Origin of the sequence: Flavobacterium chilense (genome assembly GCF_001602525.1) — a bacterium.
In the GTDB taxonomy this organism is placed as follows: Bacteria; Bacteroidota; Bacteroidia; order Flavobacteriales; family Flavobacteriaceae; genus Flavobacterium; species Flavobacterium chilense.
The window spans coordinates 24,297-43,337 of the sequence record NZ_LSYT01000002.1 but is presented as its reverse complement, the minus strand read 5'-3'; the positions used below and the strand labels follow the sequence as shown (position 1 = coordinate 43,337).

The 19,041-nt window shown below is 34.4% G+C and carries 14 protein-coding genes; 6 read left to right on the top strand and 8 right to left on the bottom strand.

The features are described 5' to 3' along the window. Positions 1–40 precede the first annotated feature (40 nt). The 6 genes from A4F88_RS05250 to A4F88_RS05225 all read right to left on the bottom strand — a co-directional run bounded on the left by A4F88_RS05250 (position 41) and on the right by A4F88_RS05225 (position 9,096). Positions 41–1,597, bottom strand: a complete 1,557-nt coding sequence (locus A4F88_RS05250) for a PepSY-associated TM helix domain-containing protein (protein WP_068841515.1) — start codon at positions 1,595–1,597, stop codon at positions 41–43. A gap of 3 nt (positions 1,598–1,600) precedes the next feature. After that, positions 1,601–1,903, bottom strand: coding sequence for a hypothetical protein (locus A4F88_RS05245; RefSeq protein WP_068841514.1), 303 nt, complete (start codon positions 1,901–1,903; stop codon positions 1,601–1,603). A gap of 18 nt (positions 1,904–1,921) precedes the next feature. Beyond that, positions 1,922–2,254, bottom strand: coding sequence for a hypothetical protein (locus A4F88_RS05240; RefSeq protein WP_068841513.1), 333 nt, complete (start codon positions 2,252–2,254; stop codon positions 1,922–1,924). Between the two features lie 59 nt (positions 2,255–2,313). Further along, positions 2,314–4,782 carry a TonB-dependent receptor gene (locus A4F88_RS05235; protein ID WP_068841512.1) on the bottom strand — a complete coding sequence of 823 codons (2,469 nt, stop codon included), beginning with the start codon at positions 4,780–4,782 and terminating at the stop codon, positions 2,314–2,316. A gap of 216 nt (positions 4,783–4,998) precedes the next feature. Continuing rightward, positions 4,999–6,243, bottom strand: a complete 1,245-nt coding sequence (gene odhB / locus A4F88_RS05230) for a 2-oxoglutarate dehydrogenase complex dihydrolipoyllysine-residue succinyltransferase (RefSeq protein WP_068841511.1) — start codon at positions 6,241–6,243, stop codon at positions 4,999–5,001. Positions 6,244–6,321: 78 nt separating this feature from the next. Beyond that, positions 6,322–9,096, bottom strand: a complete 2,775-nt coding sequence (locus A4F88_RS05225; protein WP_068841510.1) for a 2-oxoglutarate dehydrogenase E1 component — start codon at positions 9,094–9,096, stop codon at positions 6,322–6,324. Positions 9,097–9,212: 116 nt separating this feature from the next. On the opposite strand from A4F88_RS05225, the gene A4F88_RS05220 reads away from it, so the two are divergent. The 3 genes from A4F88_RS05220 (at position 9,213) to A4F88_RS05210 (ending at position 11,474) form a co-directional block, all read left to right on the top strand. Further along, the gene (locus A4F88_RS05220; RefSeq protein ID WP_068842301.1) at positions 9,213–9,764 is read left to right on the top strand and encodes a hypothetical protein; all 552 of its coding nucleotides are present in this window, start codon (positions 9,213–9,215) and stop codon (positions 9,762–9,764) included. Between the two features lie 46 nt (positions 9,765–9,810). Continuing rightward, complete coding sequence (locus tag A4F88_RS05215) at positions 9,811–10,320, top strand: hypothetical protein (RefSeq protein WP_068841509.1); 510 nt, start codon at positions 9,811–9,813, stop codon at positions 10,318–10,320. Positions 10,321–10,673: 353 nt separating this feature from the next. Then, positions 10,674–11,474: a T9SS type A sorting domain-containing protein gene (locus A4F88_RS05210; RefSeq protein WP_162268783.1), complete on the top strand. Its 801-nt coding sequence runs from the start codon at positions 10,674–10,676 to the stop codon at positions 11,472–11,474. A 19-nt stretch (positions 11,475–11,493) separates the two neighbouring features. Here the strand turns inward: A4F88_RS05210 and A4F88_RS05205 are convergent, their stop codons facing one another. Further along, positions 11,494–11,847, bottom strand: coding sequence for a hypothetical protein (locus A4F88_RS05205; protein ID WP_068841507.1), 354 nt, complete (start codon positions 11,845–11,847; stop codon positions 11,494–11,496). Between the two features lie 41 nt (positions 11,848–11,888). Next, entirely contained in the window at positions 11,889–12,914 is a 1,026-nt protein-coding gene (locus tag A4F88_RS05200) for a LacI family DNA-binding transcriptional regulator (protein WP_068841506.1), read from the bottom strand. A 164-nt stretch (positions 12,915–13,078) separates the two neighbouring features. Here A4F88_RS05200 and A4F88_RS05195 point away from each other — a divergent pair, with 164 nt between their 5' ends. From A4F88_RS05195 to A4F88_RS05185, 3 genes are all read left to right on the top strand, one after another. After that, entirely contained in the window at positions 13,079–15,718 is a 2,640-nt protein-coding gene (locus A4F88_RS05195) for a TonB-dependent receptor (protein ID WP_068841505.1), read from the top strand. A 121-nt stretch (positions 15,719–15,839) separates the two neighbouring features. Continuing rightward, positions 15,840–17,060, top strand: coding sequence for an MFS transporter (locus A4F88_RS05190; protein ID WP_068842300.1), 1,221 nt, complete (start codon positions 15,840–15,842; stop codon positions 17,058–17,060). Continuing rightward, complete coding sequence (locus A4F88_RS05185) at positions 17,050–18,915, top strand: trehalase family glycosidase (protein ID WP_068841504.1); 1,866 nt, start codon at positions 17,050–17,052, stop codon at positions 18,913–18,915. The genes A4F88_RS05190 and A4F88_RS05185 overlap by 11 nt, the downstream gene beginning before the upstream one ends. Positions 18,916–19,041 lie beyond the last annotated feature (126 nt).

The window sequence follows — 19,041 nt, the reverse complement described above, 5'->3', positions numbered from 1 at the left end:
AAAAGTATACGCTAAATCAGTTAGGCACAAATTATTTCAATTATTTTTGAGAAGCAGGAACTTTAGGTTTTAATGAAAAAGCAACATAAAGCGTTATAGAAGCCAACACAATCCAGAAAGCATCTATAAAGAAAACCTGGATTTTATTCTCTATAAATGATGTCCAAAACCAGTTTCCTGAAACAATCCCGTTTGTTATCGGGATTAGGAAACCTAAAATACTTCCCGAAATTAAACAGAACTTATTGGTAAAAGTATCATTCTTTTTAAGAATAAAAAAGATCGTAAGAATTAGCCATCCACTAAAATAAACCCAATAGAGATCATTTTGAGTTAATGGATAAAATATTTTGGTAACAATAAAAGCAAGTGCTGTAATTGGATACATGCTTAAACAAATGGCAAGATAAATGCGAACAACTGCTGCATTAAAACGACGTTTTTTCTCCGGTAAATTATTTTTTTGTCTGGCAACAAGCCAAATCATAACCCCCGAAATGATTACAAAACAGGTAATAATTCCCAGAACAAAACTTATAATTTTTAAGGCATATCCGCCATAATCGCCAAAATGAATTCGGTACAAAACATTTTTTACTATATCTAAATAGTTGGTTTGGGTAACAGGATTTTTTCTTGCGATTTCTTTTCCGTCAACAATTCGATAAATTACTTTTCCTATTCCTGTAAATTTTTTTTGGTTTGGCATTTCACCTTCAACGATCACATGCATGTTTGCATCACCATAATTCTGAATAAAAACTTTTGTAATTTCAAAGTCCTTCCAGTTGCTTTTTGCTTTTGCAACCAGCTGTTCTATATTAAAAGGTGTCGCGAGTTCTTTATTGTCAAATTTATATTCTGGATCATTGTATTCTAATTCCTGATATAATTTTTTGTCGTCACCCTGATACAAAGCCATTACTGCCGGAGCTACAATGAGAAGTTTGATCATAAAAAATGTACCTGTAACAGCATATACAAACTGAAAAGGCAATCCAATCATTCCTAAAGCTGTATGCGCATCTGTCCAGAGTGTTTTTAATTTTTCTTTTGGACGGAAAATATAAAAATTAGAAACGATTTTTTTCCAATGCAACAAAAGTCCCGTTACAATAGCAAATAAAAAGAACAGGGCAGTAAAACCAGACAGATAATAACCCACAGGATACGGAATCTGTGCGAAGAAATGTAAACGGTATAAAAACTCACCTAACGAATATGATTCTTCGTAAGTGAAAGTTTTGAAGCTTTTTGTGTCAAGGTAAAAGAATGTGCCTTCTTTTTGTTTGGCTGGAGCCAAAGTGTCTTTGGTACCTTCCATATAAACCGCAACTCTGTTTTCTACGGATGGTTTAGAAATAGTGATATTTCTTCCATGCAAAACATACTCTTTGTCAAGTTTGTTCAGCGCTTTGTTGTAGTCTAACTGGATTTCTCTGGTAATAGCAGTAGATTCACTTCTTTCCCAATTGATGATTTCATCTCTAAAAAAAGAAAAGGATCCTGCGAAAAAAATCACAAAAAGCACCACGCTAATCACAATTCCGCTAACAGTATGTGTGTGAAAATAGATATTATAATGACGGTTATTCATAAGTTATTTGGCTATCGGATTGTAGGTTTGACCTAAGTAAATAAAAAGAGAAAAAAATAAAGTAAGGAGTATATAAAGACCCCAGATTTTCCATCCGCTTTTTGCTAAAAAAGCAATTACCATTAGTGCAACCCAAAGAATAAATCCGCTAAAAGCCATTGTCATCAGGATTGCAGCGCGATTGAACCACGCAGCCAGTGCCAGATGAAAACTGACCGAAACAAAATAGCCGCCTAGTATGGCTGCTGTAATTTTGGCAAAACGCGGCCAAAATGATGGGGTTAGGTATTTAGGATTTGCTGGCATATTTTGGTTAGAAACAGGTTAGTTGTAATAGAACTCTAATAAAGCAACAAGTACAAAAAGAGCAATAATAGCATATTTGCTTATTTTTTTCAGAGGGGTTAAAATGATAATTAAGCTGCCAATTGTCATGAGCTGTATAAGAAACATGAAGGTTCCGCAGCCTAAAGACTGACTAAACAGCCAAAAGGAGTAAGCTAATAAAAGAAGTCCTAAACCTATAATTTTAGTTGGCTTAAGATTGCTTTTCATCCATTTTTCAAAACCTAAATCATAAGATAAAACGGCTCTTTTTGAGGTATAATAAAGAGTATAAAAAGCTAAAAAAACGATAAGACTTGCAATTGTTATCATGATTTTATGAATTTAAAAAACACCTTTCTGACTGAACAGAAAGGTGTTTTTGTTTTTTATTAGAATCTGTACGTGAAACTTGCTGCAAAAGTTCTAGGATCTTTTGGATGAATAGTTGACCATCCATCATAAATTTGCTCGTTTGTAAGATTGTTGGCTTTAAGCGTAATGGTAAACTTCTCAGCACTGTAGAATAAAGATGAGTTTAATGCTGTATATGCAGGAATTGTAAATGTTCCGGAAGTAGTTCTGTTCATGATTTTATTATCACCCACATAGTTTCCTCCAAATCCTACACCAAATCCTCTTAATAAACCTTGTGTGAATTTGTAACTAGCCCATAAGTTTGCCAGGTTTTGTGGTCCTGCACTTTCTGGTCTGTGATTTACGAAATCCGGATCACCTGCAGTTAAAATAGCATTGTTGTAGCTGTATCCAAAAATAATATTTAAACCATTAATTGGGTTAGCCACGATTTCAGCTTCAAAACCTTTATTGTGTTGTGCTCCATTTTGATATGAAGTCTGATCGTTTGGTATATTAGCAGGATCAGAACTTGGTGTTTCTATAACATACACCTGATCTTTTACCTGAATGTCGTAATAGCTGAATGTAGCATAAAGTTTATCTTTAAAAAGATTCAGTTTTGTACCTGCTTCAAATTGATTAGCGTGCTCAGGATTGAATGTTTTTGGAGTTGAAATTCCATTTACACGATTTGCACCAGGAGCTACGTTAGTAAAACCATTCATGTAATTAGCAAATAGAGATACTTTGTCAATAATAGGCTGGTATACTAAACCAAATTTTGGAGAAAAAGCAGTTTGATTATAGTTGTCTGCATCTGTAGAAACATCTCCTGTGTTAATGAAACGGTCTGCACGTAAACTTACCATTGCTGATAAAGCCGGTGTAAAGTTGATTACATCTGAGAAATAAGCACTGTAAACTTCTTGTTTTGTTTTGTTGTCGTTTCTTGGACTGTTTCCTACGATAGCGTCAGATGCAGCTTTTGTTAAAACTCCGGTATCACCATTTGATGGGCCAAAAACAGCATTAAAAGAAGCTAAGTTATCTCCAATATAAACAGATCCATTACCAAAATATCCTGAACTTTGATCTGTTGCTGTTCTTTTAAAATAATCAAAACCTACAACAAGTCTGTTTCTTAAACTTCCAATTTTAAAGTCACCAATAAAATTTTGTTGAATATCTGTAGTTAAGTTTGTATTGTCCTGGTAGTTAAAAAATCTGTTCAGTACAATTCCTTCTGTAATTTTTGGCTGGTATGCTGTTCCTTCGTATAAATAAGCATAATTTCCTGTTGATTTAGAAGAGCTTGTAGAGAAAACAGTTTGCGAGTTCCATTGATCAGAAATCTTATAATTCATTTGACCCTGAATATTATAAGATGGTGTTTTTATTGTCAATTCATTACTGGTATAAGAACGTTTGTTGTCGTACTTTAATTCAGCAATATTATGAACTCTTAAAGGATTCGATCTGTCTAAAAACAACATTGTTGGATTAGTCGATTCATTGCTCATAAACTCTGTGTTTACCAAGAATGATAATCTGTCGTTTACTTCGTAAGATAATGAAGGTGCAACAAAGAAAGATTCTCTAAAACCGGCATCCTGAAAACTATTTTGTTTGTTGTATGCTGAGTTAATTCTGAAATTTAAACTTTTTTTCTCGTTTAATGATGTATTAATATCTGCAGTAACACGGTTTAAGCCATAGCTTCCAACAGTATAGTTTAGCTCTGCACCAAAACCTTTGTAAGGTCTTTTTGTAGTGGTATTGATTAATCCTCCGTATGAGATTAAGCTGCTGCCAAATAAAGTTCCTGATGGTCCTTTGATGATTTCGATTCGGTCAACATTAGCAGGATCTAAACTTCCGTTTGTTAATCCCGGTAATCCGTTTACCATTGTTGGCTGAACGGCAAATCCTCTAAGAGAGTAATATCCGGCACCATCTCCGCCACGACCTGTTGAAGCCCAAAGTTGTGTAATACCAGGTGCATTTTTCAATGCATCATCAAAAGTAGTTACAACTTGTTCTTTTAAAACTTCTCCGGTAATAGTAGTATAAACTTGTGGATTTTCAAGATTTTTAAGTGGTAATCTTGATACTTGTTGGTTTTCTTTTCGGGCAAAATGATTTTTTCTTCCGTTTACAACTACTTCTGTTAATTCTTCTGAATTTGAAGTAAGTTTAAAATTTTCAGTCAATTCTTCACCTTCTTTTATTATAATCTTCTTTTCGGTTGAAGTATAGCCTACATAAGAAACTTTTAAAGTGTAGGTTCCGGGTTTTACATTTTTTAACTTGTAATTTCCCTGTTCATCTGTAGTTGTTCCAAATCTTGTTCCTTTTAGTGCCAGCGAAATTCCTTCAGGAGATTCTTTGTCGCTTAAAGATATTTTACCTTTAATGGTTGCTTTTTCCTGCGCTGAGATTGTTGTAGCTGCTAATAGAAAAAAACAAAAACTCAAAAAGGAAATTGTCAATTTATATTTCATTTTTATTTAGAATTGATTTTAATAGCGCAAATTTAGTTGTTGAATGCCAACTATACAAGCTATTCTTATTTATTCTAAATAAAATATTTTTTAAAGGGTAAAATTTTAATTTGTTTAAAAAATTAACATCTTAAGCTAAAATTAAGCCAATATTAAGAAAAAAAACCTGTTCAAAGCAATGAACAGGTTTTAAAGTATTGTTGAAAATTATTACAATTACAATTCTAAAGCACGTTTAGCATCGCCATTCATTAATAATTCTAATGGGTTTTCTAAAGCTTCTTTTACAGCTACTAAGAAACCAACAGACTCACGTCCGTCAATGATTCTGTGATCATAAGAAAGTGCCACATACATCATTGGGTGAATTTCAACTTTTCCGTTTACAGCAATCGGACGCTCAATAATATTGTGCATTCCTAAAATTCCTGATTGAGGAGGGTTGATAATTGGGGTAGATAACATACTTCCAAAAACTCCACCATTAGTGATTGTAAAAGTTCCTCCAGTCATATCGTCAACTGTAATCTGGCCATCACGAGCTCTTAAAGCTAATCTTTTGATTTCGGCTTCAATTCCACGGAACGTTAATAATTCAGCATTACGAACAACAGGAACCATTAATCCTTTTGGTCCAGAAACTGCGATAGAGATATCAGCAAAATCGTAAGCGATTTTGTAATCACCGTCCATCATTGAGTTTACATCCGGATATAATTGTAAAGCTCTTGTAACTGCTTTTGTAAAGAATGACATGAAACCTAATCCTAAACCACCATGTTTCGCTTTGAAAGCATCTTTGTATTCATTACGAATTTGGTTGATTGGTGTCATGTTCACTTCGTTGAAAGTAGTAAGCATAGCTGTTTCGTTTTTAGCCGAAACTAATCTTTCTGCTACTTTACGACGTAACATTGATAATTTTGTACGCTCAGTTCCACGGCTTCCACCAGTTGGAGTTCCCATAGAAGGTACTGCATTTACAGCATCATCTTTAGTAATTCTTCCACCTTTACCAGTTCCTGAAACTGTTGCCGGAGCAATATTTTTTTCGTCTAATATTTTTCTTGCTGCTGGAGATGGAGTTCCTGCTGCATAACTTGTAGCTGCTGGAGCCTGAACCGGAGCTGCTTTTGGAGCTTCAGCTTTTACTTCTGCCTTAGGAGCCTCAGCTTTTGGAGCTTCAGTTGCTGGTGCAGCTGTAGCATTTCCTGCTGGTTTAGCAGCATCTGTATCAATTAAACAAACTACAGCGCCTACAGCTACTGTATCACCTTCTTCAGCTTTTAGCGTAATAACTCCGCTCATTTCAGCAGGTAATTCAAGAGTAGCTTTGTCTGAATCAACTTCAGCAATAGCCTGATCTTTTTCTACATAATCTCCGTCTTTTACTAACCAAGTTGCAATTTCAACTTCTTTTATTGATTCCCCTGGTGATGGGACTTTCATTTCTAAAATCATCTTTGTTTTTGTTTAAGGTTTTTATGGTTTCAGGTTTCATGTTGTTAAAACTGAAACCTGAAACTTGAAACATTCTTTTTATCTGAATAAATTTTTATCGAATACCATTCTAATTGCATCTGCATGACGACGTTTTGCACGTGTATAACTTCCAGATGCTGGAGCAGCATATGCTTTTAATGAAGCTAATCTCCATTTTACAAGATCAAAGTTCATTAACATAAAGCTGTAAGCTCCCATGTTTTTAGGTTCTTCCTGAGCCCAAACATAATCATCAGCGTTTGGATATTGTGCGATGATTGCTTTTAATTGTTCTACAGGTAATGGGAACAATTGTTCGATACGAACAACTGCTACATCATTTCTTCCATTGTTTTCTCTTTCAGCAACGATGTCATAGTAGAATTTACCGGTAACAAAAACTAAAGTTTTTACTCCTTTTTTATCTACTGTATTGTCATCGATAGTTTCCTGGAAACTTCCGTTTGCTAATTCGTCAACTGTTGATACACATCTTGGATCACGCAATAAACTTTTTGGAGAGAAAACCACCAAAGGTTTACGGAAATTAGTTTTCATTTGTCTTCTTAACAAGTGAAAGAAGTTTGCCGGTGTTGTACAGTCAGCAACATACATATTTTGTCTTGCACAAAGTTGTAAGTAACGTTCCATTCTTGCAGAAGAGTGTTCTGCACCTTGTCCTTCATATCCGTGTGGCAATAATAAAACGATACCATTTTGGTTGTTCCATTTATCTTCTCCACAAGAAATATACTGGTCAATCATAATTTGAGCTCCATTTGAGAAATCTCCAAATTGTGCTTCCCATATTGTTAAGGCTTTCGGATTTGCTAATGCGTATCCGTAATCAAAACCTAGAACACCATATTCAGATAAAAGCGAATTGAATACACCAAATTTTCCTTTTTTGTTTTCGATTCCATTCAATAAGATTACTTCTTCTTCAGAATCTTCAACTTTAACTACAGCATGACGGTGAGAGAATGTACCACGCTCTACGTCCTGACCTGAAATACGAACATCAAATCCTTCTGTTAAAAGAGATCCGTAAGCTAATGCTTCTGCAGTTCCCCAATCAAGTGTGTTATTGTCGTATCCTGTTTTTCTATCAGTAACAATTTTCGTTATTTTACTGATGAATTTCTTATCAGATGGTAACGTTGAAATTGTATTGATGATAGAATCCAGTCCTTTTTTATCAAAAGTAGTGTCTACTTTTTGAAGCATTTGCGTATCTGTTACCTGAACAAATCCGTCCCATTCGTTTTTCATGAATGGAGTTATAATAGTCAAATCTTTTTTACGTGAAGCTTCTAAGTTTTCTTCTAAAGCAGATTTGTATTCTTTTTCTAAAGCATTTACATAAGATGCATCGATTACGCCATCAGACAATAATTTCTCTGCATAAATATCTCTTGGATTTTTATGTTTTGCGATGATTTTATATAATACCGGTTGTGTAAAACGAGGTTCGTCACCTTCGTTATGACCGTATTTTCTATATCCTAACAAGTCAATAAATACGTCACGTCCAAATTGCATTCTGTAATCTAATGCAAAAGAAACTGCATGTACAACAGCTTCAGCATCATCAGCATTTACGTGTAAAACTGGTGAAAGAGTTACTTTGGCAACATCTGTACAATAAGTAGATGAACGAGCGTCTAAGTAGTTAGTGGTAAATCCAACCTGATTGTTGATTACAATATGAATTGTTCCTCCGGTTTTGTAACCGTCAAGCTGTGCCATCTGAATGATTTCATACAAGATACCCTGACCTGCAATTGCAGCATCTCCGTGTACGGCGATAGGTAATACTTTAGAGAAATCGTCAGCATAATATTTATCTTGTTTTGCTCTTGTGATTCCTTCAATAACAGCTCCAACAGTTTCTAAGTGAGAAGGGTTTGGTGCTAAATTGATATTGATGCTTTTTCCAGATCTTGTTTTTTTGTCAGCTGTAAGACCTAAGTGGTATTTTACGTCACCATCAAAATATTCCTGATCGTAATCTTTACCGTCAAACTCGCCAAAAATATCCTGAGTTGATTTTCCGAAGATGTTTGCCAAAACGTTCAAACGACCACGGTGAGCCATTCCCATTACGAATTGTTCAACACCTTTTTCAGCAGCTTGCTCGATTAAAGCGTCAAGAGCCGGGATAATTGATTCTCCACCTTCTAGTGAAAAACGTTTTTGCCCAACATATTTAGTGTGAAGGAAGTTCTCGAAAGAAACAGCTTCATTTAATTTATTTAAGATCGTTTTCTTTTCTTCTGTAGAGAAATTAGGCTGGTTAACATTTACAGCTAATTTTTCCTGAATCCATTTTACAACACCAGGATTCCTGATGTACATATATTCGATACCAATATGCTGGCAGTAAATAGCTTTAAGACGATTTACGATAGCTTCTAGTGAAGAAGGTGGAATTCCGATTGTTTGTGCAGCATCAAAAACAGTTGAAAGGTCAGCTGATGATAATCCGAAGTTTTCGATGTCTAAAGTTGGAGATGAAGTTCTGCGGTCACGAACCGGATTTGTTTTGGTAAACAAATGTCCGCGGGTACGGTATCCATCGATTAATTTTAGAACGTTAAATTCTTTTTGCAGTTTGTCTGAAACCTGACTGTAATCTGTGTTTGGGCTAGTCACATACTCAACAATCGTTTGCACTGGATTTTCGTCATTATAAGTCGTTTGTCCAAAGTCAAAACCTTGAAAGAAACTTCTCCAGCTAGGCTCAACGCTGTCTGGGTTAACTAAATATTGATCGTATAATTGTGCAAAAAACTCGGTATGCGCTGCATTTAAAAATGAAAACCTATCCATAATATTAGTGAATATACTTTTTGTTAAATAGAATGGCAAAAGTACAACAATCGCATTTATTTAAATCCTTTTTTTACGTACTTTTACGTAAAAATTTGTTAAAAATAGACTTAACTATGAATAATAATCAAATTTCAATCGTTTTCAAATCTTTTTTTGTGATTTTGGTGTTGGTGTTTTCAGGTTCTCTAAATGCACAGCAAAAATACATTATAGATAACAGTAATCATTTCTGGGATAAAGTTCAGTTTGGAGGTGGTCTTGGTGTGGGAATTGGTTCGGGCTACACTGATATTTCGGTAATGCCAAGTGCCATTTATAATGTAAACGAAATTGTAGCTGTAGGTGTTGGACTGCAATTTGGTTATTTGTCTTCAAAAAGTTATTATAATTCCTTTGTTTATGGAGGAAGTCTGGTTGGACTTGTCAATCCAATTCCTGAAATTCAGTTGTCTGCAGAATTAGAGCAGGTGAGGGTCAATACAGATTACAATGCTACTAATTACAGACCAAGTTATTCTGATAATTACTGGAATACCGCTTTATATCTGGGAGCAGGTTACAGAACCGGAAGTGTTACTATTGGTGCACGATACGATGTTTTGTATAATCCGGACAAAAGTCTTTACGGATCAGATTTTATGCCTTTTGTGAGGGTTTATTTTTAATTTAAAGATGCTAAGGTACTGAGGTGCTAAGATTCTAAGTTTTTTTATGAATTATTATACTTACTGGTCTATTTCGGAATTGCCATCTAACACAAGATCCTTTGATGTCTTTTTTTGGGTTGCAATTGGCTCTCTGGTTTTTTGGATTTTGATTAAAAAGTTCAAAAGAAAAAATAATGATTATGAAAAGTTGATACTATTATGGACTACTGGTGTCGTTTTTAGTTTATCAGCAGTTATGTTTTTTTATTTGAAATTATATACAACAGATACTACGGAAAAAAGAATTCAGAACCTTTTTAATTCTCCAAATGTGTTTGTGATAGAAGGTAAAATTACTGATTTTAAAAGGGAAGAACAAGTTAAAAAAATGGCAACTATTACTTGGGAAAGCTTTATGGTCGATTCTATTCAGTTTAGATATAATGATGTATTATTAGGAAGATTTAATCATTTTGGTGAAACAAGAAATCGAGTTTTTAAAAATGATTTACCAATTAGAATAACTTATGCAAAAGAAAATCATGAAATTCTAAAAATAGAAATTGCTAGATAGCTTTAAAAAAAAGCTATAAACTCAGCGTCTCAGTACCTTAGAAACTTACTTATAATAATTTCGAAACCAAACCTTTTGTCATTCTCTTTTTTAAATCAAAAAAGGAATCTCTTCATCGGTTTTTTTACCTTTATTTCAAGGATATAGGCAATATAAAGCAGATTAAGATATTTAGTAAACTTTACCATATTATAATAAAAAACAAATGATTTTATGTTGTTGTAGACAAAATCAAAAGTTTTATAAATAAAACTGAAAGTGTGAGTTAGGATTAAAATTTATGTTTGTGCGTAATGATTGTAGAGAAAACAATCAATCAGACAAAAATATTTTCTAACACAATACTTTCTATTATGACTAAAAAACTACTTCTTTTACTGTTTACTGTAGTATCTTCAGTAAGCTATGTTAATGCTCAAAAAGTTTGGAATTTTTCTAACGATACTTCAAACTGGACGACTTCTACAGTAGGTTACACTACCAATACAATCAAAGATAATTTGGGAATTTATCCGGGCGTTACGATCACTACACCATCAATAGGAGGAATTATTCCGTCGACAATAACTTTTTCAGACGGGTTTGTTGCCTCACGATATTTTAGAATGGGACAATCCTCTGTGTTTTCAGGTAATAAACCATCAGAACGTTATTTGTATTTTGCTACAGCCGGAGCAGGAACCATAAAAATATGGTTTACAAGTGGCGGTGGCGGGAGCCGTTCTATCAAGGTTACAGATGGGACAAATGAGATTGCTACAGTTAGTTCTGCCAATTCTACAACGCCTGCAATCCTCGAAGCTGAATATACTCAAACCAGTGGTAATATTTTTATTTATACCAGTGTGGGTACAGGTGTTAATATTTATAAAATTGAAATAACCGGAGCAACGGGTACTACAGCATTAATAGCAACACTTGGTGTAAATGATTTTAAAGAAGATTGGTCAGCAAATGTATATTCTAACGGAAAAGAAGTTTTTGTAACCAGAGTAAAATCAAATACAAAAATAGATGTTTACAATATGACAGGTGCATTAACGAAATCAGTACAAACAAATACAGATACTTCTTTTGGATTGAATGCGGGATTGTATATTGTAAAAGTAAAATCTGATGAAGGAGAAAAATCAGTGAAAATAGCAGTAAAATAAACTTAACAACTGAGTACCTCTACTTATAATAATTTCGATACCAGACCTTTTGCCATTCTCGTTTTAAAATCAAAAAAGAAACCTGTTCGGCAAGGATTACTAAGTCAGATCCGTCGAGTTTTTTTACCTCGATTTCAGGAACATCGATAATATAAAGAAGGTTCAGGTACTCAGCAAATTTGTACTGAATCATTCGGTAAATTTTTTCGTGAAGCTGAATTTTTAGTTCTTCAGGAGTAACACTTAACGGAAAATCAATTCCTTCATTAGCCAGATTAAAATCTTTATTAATTTGCTCAATTAAGCTTAAATATAAATTTTCTTTTTCGGCATCGGCCAATAAAAAATCGGTATTTTCAGGAATTGGAAACATTGAGGCTTTTTAAGAATTGGCGCAAAGTTAAAACTAAAAAATCATTTAACAGTAGATTCTCTTTCAATGATTCTTGTTGGAAGTTCGATAATTTGATGTGTTACCGGCCGGTGTTCTTTTATATCGACAATTTCATCAATTAAAAGCGAAACAGCCTGATGTCCCATTTCAAATCCGGGCTGATCAATTGTAGTTAATTTAGGAGAAATAACCGTGCTCATAAACCAATTACTGAAGCCAAAAACCGCAACCTGTTCCGGTGTTTTTATTCCGGCTTCATTAAAATATTTTATAATCCCAATGGCGACTAAATCTGTAATGGCAAAAATGGCATCGATATCCGGATGTTCCGTCATTATTTTCTGGGCATTTTCGTAACCGTCTTCAAAGTCAGTGTTGTTATCGCATACATACACCAATTTCGAATCGTACTCAATTCCATGAGCTTCCAGTGCTCTTTTATACCCTAAAAAACGATCAATAGAATTTTGCGGAACATAGGAACCTCTAAAATGAGCTATTTTTTTATAGCCTTTATTAATAAGGTACGAAACCGCATCAAAAGCCGCTTTAGCATCATTGATAACTACTTTGGAGCAGTCTACTCTTTTCGCAATTTTATCAAATAAAACAACAGGTGTATTTTTTCGGATGGCCTCATTAATATGAGAGAAGTCGTCCGTTTCATTTGAGAGCGACATCAAAACACCATCAACCCGCTTTTGAATCAACAAGGCAAGTTGTTTTTTCTCCAGTTCGTATTTTTCATTCGATTGTAAAATAATAACCAGATAACCTCTTTTTTCAGCCTCTTCGAGAATACCATTGAGCACACTTGAAAAGAAATGATGCACTGTTGCAGGAATAATAACACCAATGGTTTTGGTTTCATTGGTTCTCAGGTTAACCGCAACAGAATTAGGCATGTAGTTCATAGTTTCGGCCATTTCGATCACTCTGGCGCGGGTAGACTTGCTAATATCTGTATATCCTTTTAACGCTTTTGAAACCGTAGTAACTGAAATTCCCAGTGCAGAGGCTATATCTATTAATTTTGTGTCATTCATGAAATAAATGTACTAAAAATAAACTGCATCAATAAAAAATTAACTTCCGAAAACGTTTTAGGTCATTTCGAAAACGTTTTCGATTTTTAATTCCCATATTCCTTATAATTTGTTGTTAAGTTTGACAGTGATAACCATAATTACTAACTAACCAAACAAAAAAAATGAAAAAGCTACACCATTATTTAGGTACATTTCTTTTAATGTTTTGCCTATTTTTTTTACCCGATAATCTGTTTGCCCAAAATAAAAATACAGTTTCAGGAAAAGTACTTGACGATAGCGGAGTAACAGTTCCGGGAGCCAATGTATCGATTAAAGAAACGGGCATGAATACCGTAACAGATATCAATGGAGGATATTCATTCTCAAATGTTACTGCCGGAACCTATACTATTATTGCATCAAATGTGGGATATAAAACATTCGAAAAGCGAATTGCAATAAAAGAAGGAGAATCTTTAGAGGTAAACCTGCTTCTCGAAGGAGAATCGCAAAGTTTAAAAGAAGTTGTCGTGACCGGATCGTCAAGCCCGAGATCAAAATTAGAATCGAGTGTTGCCATAACAACAATGGGAGCAAAAGCAATCGAAGACAGAGCGCCATCAAGTACAGCTGCTTTATTGCAAACCATTCCAGGATTTGTGGTTGAAGCATCAGGAGGAGAAATTGGAAATAACCTTTTTGCAAGAGGAATCCCGTCTGCAGGAGCTTATGAATATGTACAGATTCAGGAAGACGGATTACCGGTTTTTGAAGATGGTGCATTACAATTTGCCAATGCCGATACTTTTTACAGACTAGATGAAACCGTAAGTAAAATGGAAGCCGTTCGTGGAGGTTCTGCATCTATATTTGCAAATAATGCTCCGGGTGGAATTATCAACTTTATTTCGAAAACAGGACAAAATGATTTTCAGGGACGAGCAAAATTTACCACTTCAGATTATGGAATGTTAAGAACAGATCTGAACTTATCAGGTGCTTTAATTCAGGATAAATTATTTTTCAATATCGGAGGTTTTTACAGAGCCGATAACGGTGTTAGAAATACAGGTTTTACAGCCAATAAAGGCGGACAAATAAAAGGAAACATCACCTATAAATTTGATGATGACGATTATTTAAGAGTTAACTTCAAACATCTTGACGACAGAAATACATTCTATTTACCAATTCCGTTAAAAAGTAATAATGGAAAAGTAGAAGGTATTCCCGGATTTAATCCGAATTACGGAACATTGACTTCAGTAAATTTAAGTCATTTAAATGTGCCTCAATATGGCGGCGGAACTTTTAGCGCTGATTTAGAAGATGGTTCTCATCCAATTATCAATTCTATTGGAGCAGAGTTTAAAAAGAAAATATCGGAGAAAGTAACCTTCAAAAATGCTTTCAAAAACACGAATATCGATTTGAATTATAATGCGATTTTTCCAAATGGAGGTCCGTGGACACAAGATGCTTATGCTACAAGCGTTCAAAATACAACAGCTAGTAATCTGACTTATTCGTATGTAGATAACGGACAAAAATTAGATCCAAATGCTTTAATTATGAGAGCTGATCTTTGGCATATCGAAAAAAAGATGAACAATTTTGCGAATAATTTCTCTTTTGCTTTTGATTTAGATCCTGTAAAATTAACTGCGGGTTACTATTATTCTAACTGGAAATCGAATCAATACTGGAACTGGAATTCATATTTAGTTGGAGTTTCAGACAACCCGAGATTATTAAATGTAAAAGACAATACCACCGGAGTTAATCATACCTGGAATGGTATCGAACGAATCACCTGGTTAGAAAGAGACGCACAAACTAAAGGGCTTTTGAATGATATTTATGCTGATGCCGAAATTAAAGCTACAGATAATCTGACCTTCAATGCAGGTTTAAGATACAACAAAGACAAATACTCAGGTTACAGAGATAACGCGAGATTTTTTGCAGAAAATTTAGGAGTTTTAGACAATAATACGGCCGATGATGCGGTAACAACAGTAAAAGGAAATCCGTATACATACTGGAGATATGATGTAAGCGAATGGTCGTATACGGCTGCAGGGAATTACAAGTTTAATGACAATATGGCTTCGTATGTTCGTTACAGTCACGGATTCAGATCTCCAATCGAAGAATCTTTTTATGACAATGCTGCTGATTTAAGCAAACTTCAGAATACCGAAGTAAACCAGTTTGAATTAGGGTATAAATATGCAAGTTCGTTTTTCTCTGTAAATGCCAATTTGTTTCATATGAACTTAAAAAACGTTGCTTTTACGGATATTTTGTCTGATGGATCTTCAGAAAATAAATTTGCAGATGTAAACAATATTGGTCTTGAGGTAGAAACCAATGCCAGATATGAGTTTGTAAAACTGAACTTTACATTTACCGTTCAAAAACCAGAATATGATAATTTTACAGGTACAAATGCAGATGGTTCTACGTTTAATTTTAACGGAAATACAGCCAGAAGAATCCCTAAATTTTTCTGTAACCTAAGACCTGAAGTAGATATTACTAAAGATTTGACAGCTTATGTTCAATTCTCTTATTACGATAAAAAATTCACCAATCAGGATAACAAACAAGTTTTGCCGGCTTACAAAGAAGTAGGAGCAGGTTTAAATTATAAATACAACAATCTCCGTTTTGCAGTCGATGCTTCGAATTTATTCAATGAAATTGGTTTAACAGAAGGAGATCCTAGACAAACAACATCTGCGGCAAGTGATGTGTTTATGGCAAGACCTATTTTAGGACGCGCGTTTAGATTTTCGGTTGCAATTAATTTCTAAATTTATATTGTAAAGACGTACAAATGTGCGTCTTTACAAAATATACGGGAATTCAGAGATGTATAAAAAAGCATTTTTGTGCCGCAAAAATAAAATATCGGCAACCAAATCACATTCAAAAATGAAAAACATAGGAATTAAAATCTCACTCTATCTTAATTATTTTGTCTTCGCTATTCTATTAAACAGCGTGGGCATTGTGATTTTAAAATCGCAGAAAAATTACGGAGTAGATGAAGTTCAGGCTAGTATTTTAGAAGCCTTTAAAGACATGCCTATTGCTATTGTATCTTTTTTTATAGCCTCTTTTTTACCCAGAATAGGCTATAAAAAATCGATGCTCATTGGTTTAGGTCTGGTTACTTTAGCCTGTATTTCTATGTATTTTGGAAACTCATTCGACAATGCTAAGATTCTTTTTGCAACCGTAGGAGTTTCGTTTGCACTGATCAAAGTTTCTGTTTACTCTTTGATTGGAACCGTGACCGAAACCAAAAAAGAACACAATGCTTTAATGAGCAGTATTGAAGGTTTTTTTATGGTAGGAATTGCCCTGGCTTATTTTTTATTTCCCGCTTTTAATAACGAAAACGATGCTAATTCATGGTTAAATGTATATTGGTTTTTGGCTGCATTATCGTTCCTGTCATTTTTGTTTTTATTTTTTGTAAAATTCAAAGAACCCGAAGTTTCTGCAGGAGCGAATCTCAAAGATGACTTCATGCAAATGTTTCGGTTAATGGCAAAATTGCTTACCGTAATTTTTGTAATTAGTGTCTTTTTGTTTGTCATGATCGAACAGGGAATCCTTTCCTGGTTGCCCACATTCAATACCAAAGTGCTTCATTTACCCGAGAATATTAGCATTATGATGGCGAGTATCTTAGCAGTTTCACTGGCAATTGGCAGAATGATTGCGGGTATTGTGACCAAAAAAGTCAATTGGATCTGGGTTTTAAGTTTTTGTATTATTTCGGCTATGCTGCTTGTCACTTTTGTACTTCCAAAAACAGTAGGGTTAGAAGTCAAAAACATCAATACACTTTCAGATATTCCATTAATAGGTTTTGCGTTTCCATTAATAGGATTATTTATTGCGCCTATTTATCCGTTACTAAATTCAATTGTATTGAGTGCTTTACCCAAGAATTTACAAAGTTCCATGACCGGATTAATTGTAATTTTTTCGGCTCTTGGCGGAACCTTAGGTTCCAGGATAACAGGTTGGCTGTTTAAAAATGAAGGACCGGAAAAAGCCTTTTACTTTACTTTAATTCCAATGTCTTTATTATTAATATCCTTTTTTATTCTTAAAAAAATAACTGCAAAAGATGAAATTTAAATTACATATAACCCAAACCATCGAAAAATTATTGGCTCAGGAAGATACTGACGGTGATAAAAAAATAACGATCGATGATCATGGTCCAAAAAAGTTTTTGTTGAATGATGAAAACGGAAATTCTGCTTTGATAGAGGGAACGTATCAGCTTTCGAATTTGTTACAGGAATTGGCTTTAGCCAAAAAAAGCAATACCGAATTTGCCGAAATTGACCTGAATGAAATTACCGAAGATCCGGTAAAAAGAATCTCAGGAAAAATAAAAGAACTGTATTGGAAAGGACTCACACGTACTATTGACGCTGTTGGCGTAAAAAAGATTCTGGAAGACAATAAGATCGAAAATGAACTGGCTTATTTGTATGTGCCTTTTGGTGATGAAATTGTTTTTGATTATTTCAAGAAATTAGAAGCTGTCACACCAAAATTGAAAGTAGTGCAAATGCCTAAAAACATTACACCGGAATATGTTTTGTCGTTGAATAAAAAACCCGGAATCCTGGCCTTGGCACTTCAGATCAAAAACAATGAAATTTCAGGAGTTCCGTTTGTCGTTCCTGGCGGAAGATTCAACGAAATGTACGGTTGGGACAGTTATTTTATTGCCAAAGGACTTTTGATCGATGATAAAATTGAACTTGCCTTGGGTATTGCCGAAAACTTTAAATATCAAATTGATCATTACGGAAAAATTCTAAATGCCAACCGGAGTTATTATTTAACCCGAACACAACCACCGCTTTACACATCGCTGATTATGGATGTTATTGAAAAGTCTGATCCGGATATTTTCTGGATTGAAAGACATTTAAAAACTGCCATAAAAGAATATCAGACAGTTTGGATGGAAGAAGGTAAACGACTAACGGCAAATGGATTAAATCGCTATAAAGCAGAAGGAATTGGACTTCCGTTTGAAGTAGAAGAAGGGCATTTTGATGATATTCTGGAACAATATGCACCAAAATACAATCTGTCAACACGCGAGTTTGAAAAGAAATACCTGGAAAGAGAAGTTGTTGATCCTGAGCTGGACAAATATTTTATTCATGACCGAAGCATGCGCGAAAGCGGACATGATACGACCAATAGACTGGTTGGAATTTGTGCCAATTTAAATACAGTTGCTATCAATAGTTTGCTTTTTAAATATGAAACTGATATTGCTTTTTTGATTAAGAAATATTTTAAAAACGAATTTCAGTATTTTGAGGATAAATCATTTTCAAGTGAATATTGGCTTTCGAAAGCTGCTTCCAGAAAAGACAAAATCAATGAATTATGCTGGAATCCAGAATATGGATGTTATCTGGATTATGATTTTGTGAATGAAAAACAGCATTTCTTTGAAGCTGCACCAACTTTTTATCCGCTTTGGGCGAAAATAAGCACACAGGAACAAGCAGAAATTTTGGTTAAAAAGACGCTTCCGAGATTTAAAATGAAAGGCGGAATTGCCGGAAGTACAAAAGAATCAATTGCCGGTGTTGATGAAAATGCGCCAATTCGACAATGGGATTATCCATTTGGATGGGCACCGCATCAAATGCTTTTGTGGGAAGGTTTACTCAATTATAATTTTAGCGAAGAAGCACAGGAAATGGTCTATCGCTGGCTTTGGCTCATTACCAGAAACGCAGTTGATTACAACGGAACCATTCCGGAGAAATTTGATTTATCGATAAGCTCACATAAAATCTTTGCCGAATATGGAAACGTAGGAACCGAATTTGATTTTATTACCGAAGAAGGTTTTGGATGGATGAATGCTTCGTATCAATACGGATTAACGATTTTAGAAGACGATTTAAAGCAAAAATTATCAGATTTAGTAGATCCGGATGAACTTTTTTAGTCAAACAAGCCTTCGACTTCGCTCAGGATAACACTCGGTTTTATTATAATATTTATCGGGCCAAGCGAAGTTGAGGTCTTTTTAGGTTCTGAAAGTGACAAATCTGTTAAATTTCTTATGTATAAA

Excerpts from the sequence above, each read along its gene's own strand:
- odhB (WP_068841511.1), bottom strand. The coding sequence starts at position 6,243 with ATGATTTTAGAAATGAAAGTCCCATCACCAGGGGAATCAATAAAAGAA.
- A4F88_RS05185 (WP_068841504.1), top strand. The coding sequence starts at position 17,050 with ATGAAATTTAAATTACATATAACCCAAACCATCGAAAAATTATTGGCT.
- A4F88_RS05200 (WP_068841506.1), bottom strand. The coding sequence starts at position 12,914 with ATGAATGACACAAAATTAATAGATATAGCCTCTGCACTGGGAATTTCA.
- A4F88_RS05205 (WP_068841507.1), bottom strand. The coding sequence starts at position 11,847 with ATGTTTCCAATTCCTGAAAATACCGATTTTTTATTGGCCGATGCCGAA.
- A4F88_RS05190 (WP_068842300.1), top strand. The coding sequence starts at position 15,840 with ATGAAAAACATAGGAATTAAAATCTCACTCTATCTTAATTATTTTGTC.
- A4F88_RS05240 (WP_068841513.1), bottom strand. The coding sequence starts at position 2,254 with ATGATAACAATTGCAAGTCTTATCGTTTTTTTAGCTTTTTATACTCTT.
- A4F88_RS05250 (WP_068841515.1), bottom strand. The coding sequence starts at position 1,597 with ATGAATAACCGTCATTATAATATCTATTTTCACACACATACTGTTAGC.
- A4F88_RS05195 (WP_068841505.1), top strand. The coding sequence starts at position 13,079 with ATGAAAAAGCTACACCATTATTTAGGTACATTTCTTTTAATGTTTTGC.
- A4F88_RS05245 (WP_068841514.1), bottom strand. The coding sequence starts at position 1,903 with ATGCCAGCAAATCCTAAATACCTAACCCCATCATTTTGGCCGCGTTTT.
- A4F88_RS05235 (WP_068841512.1), bottom strand. The coding sequence starts at position 4,782 with ATGAAATATAAATTGACAATTTCCTTTTTGAGTTTTTGTTTTTTTCTA.
- A4F88_RS05215 (WP_068841509.1), top strand. The coding sequence starts at position 9,811 with ATGAATTATTATACTTACTGGTCTATTTCGGAATTGCCATCTAACACA.
- A4F88_RS05210 (WP_162268783.1), top strand. The coding sequence starts at position 10,674 with ATGACTAAAAAACTACTTCTTTTACTGTTTACTGTAGTATCTTCAGTA.
- A4F88_RS05220 (WP_068842301.1), top strand. The coding sequence starts at position 9,213 with ATGAATAATAATCAAATTTCAATCGTTTTCAAATCTTTTTTTGTGATT.
- A4F88_RS05225 (WP_068841510.1), bottom strand. The coding sequence starts at position 9,096 with ATGGATAGGTTTTCATTTTTAAATGCAGCGCATACCGAGTTTTTTGCA.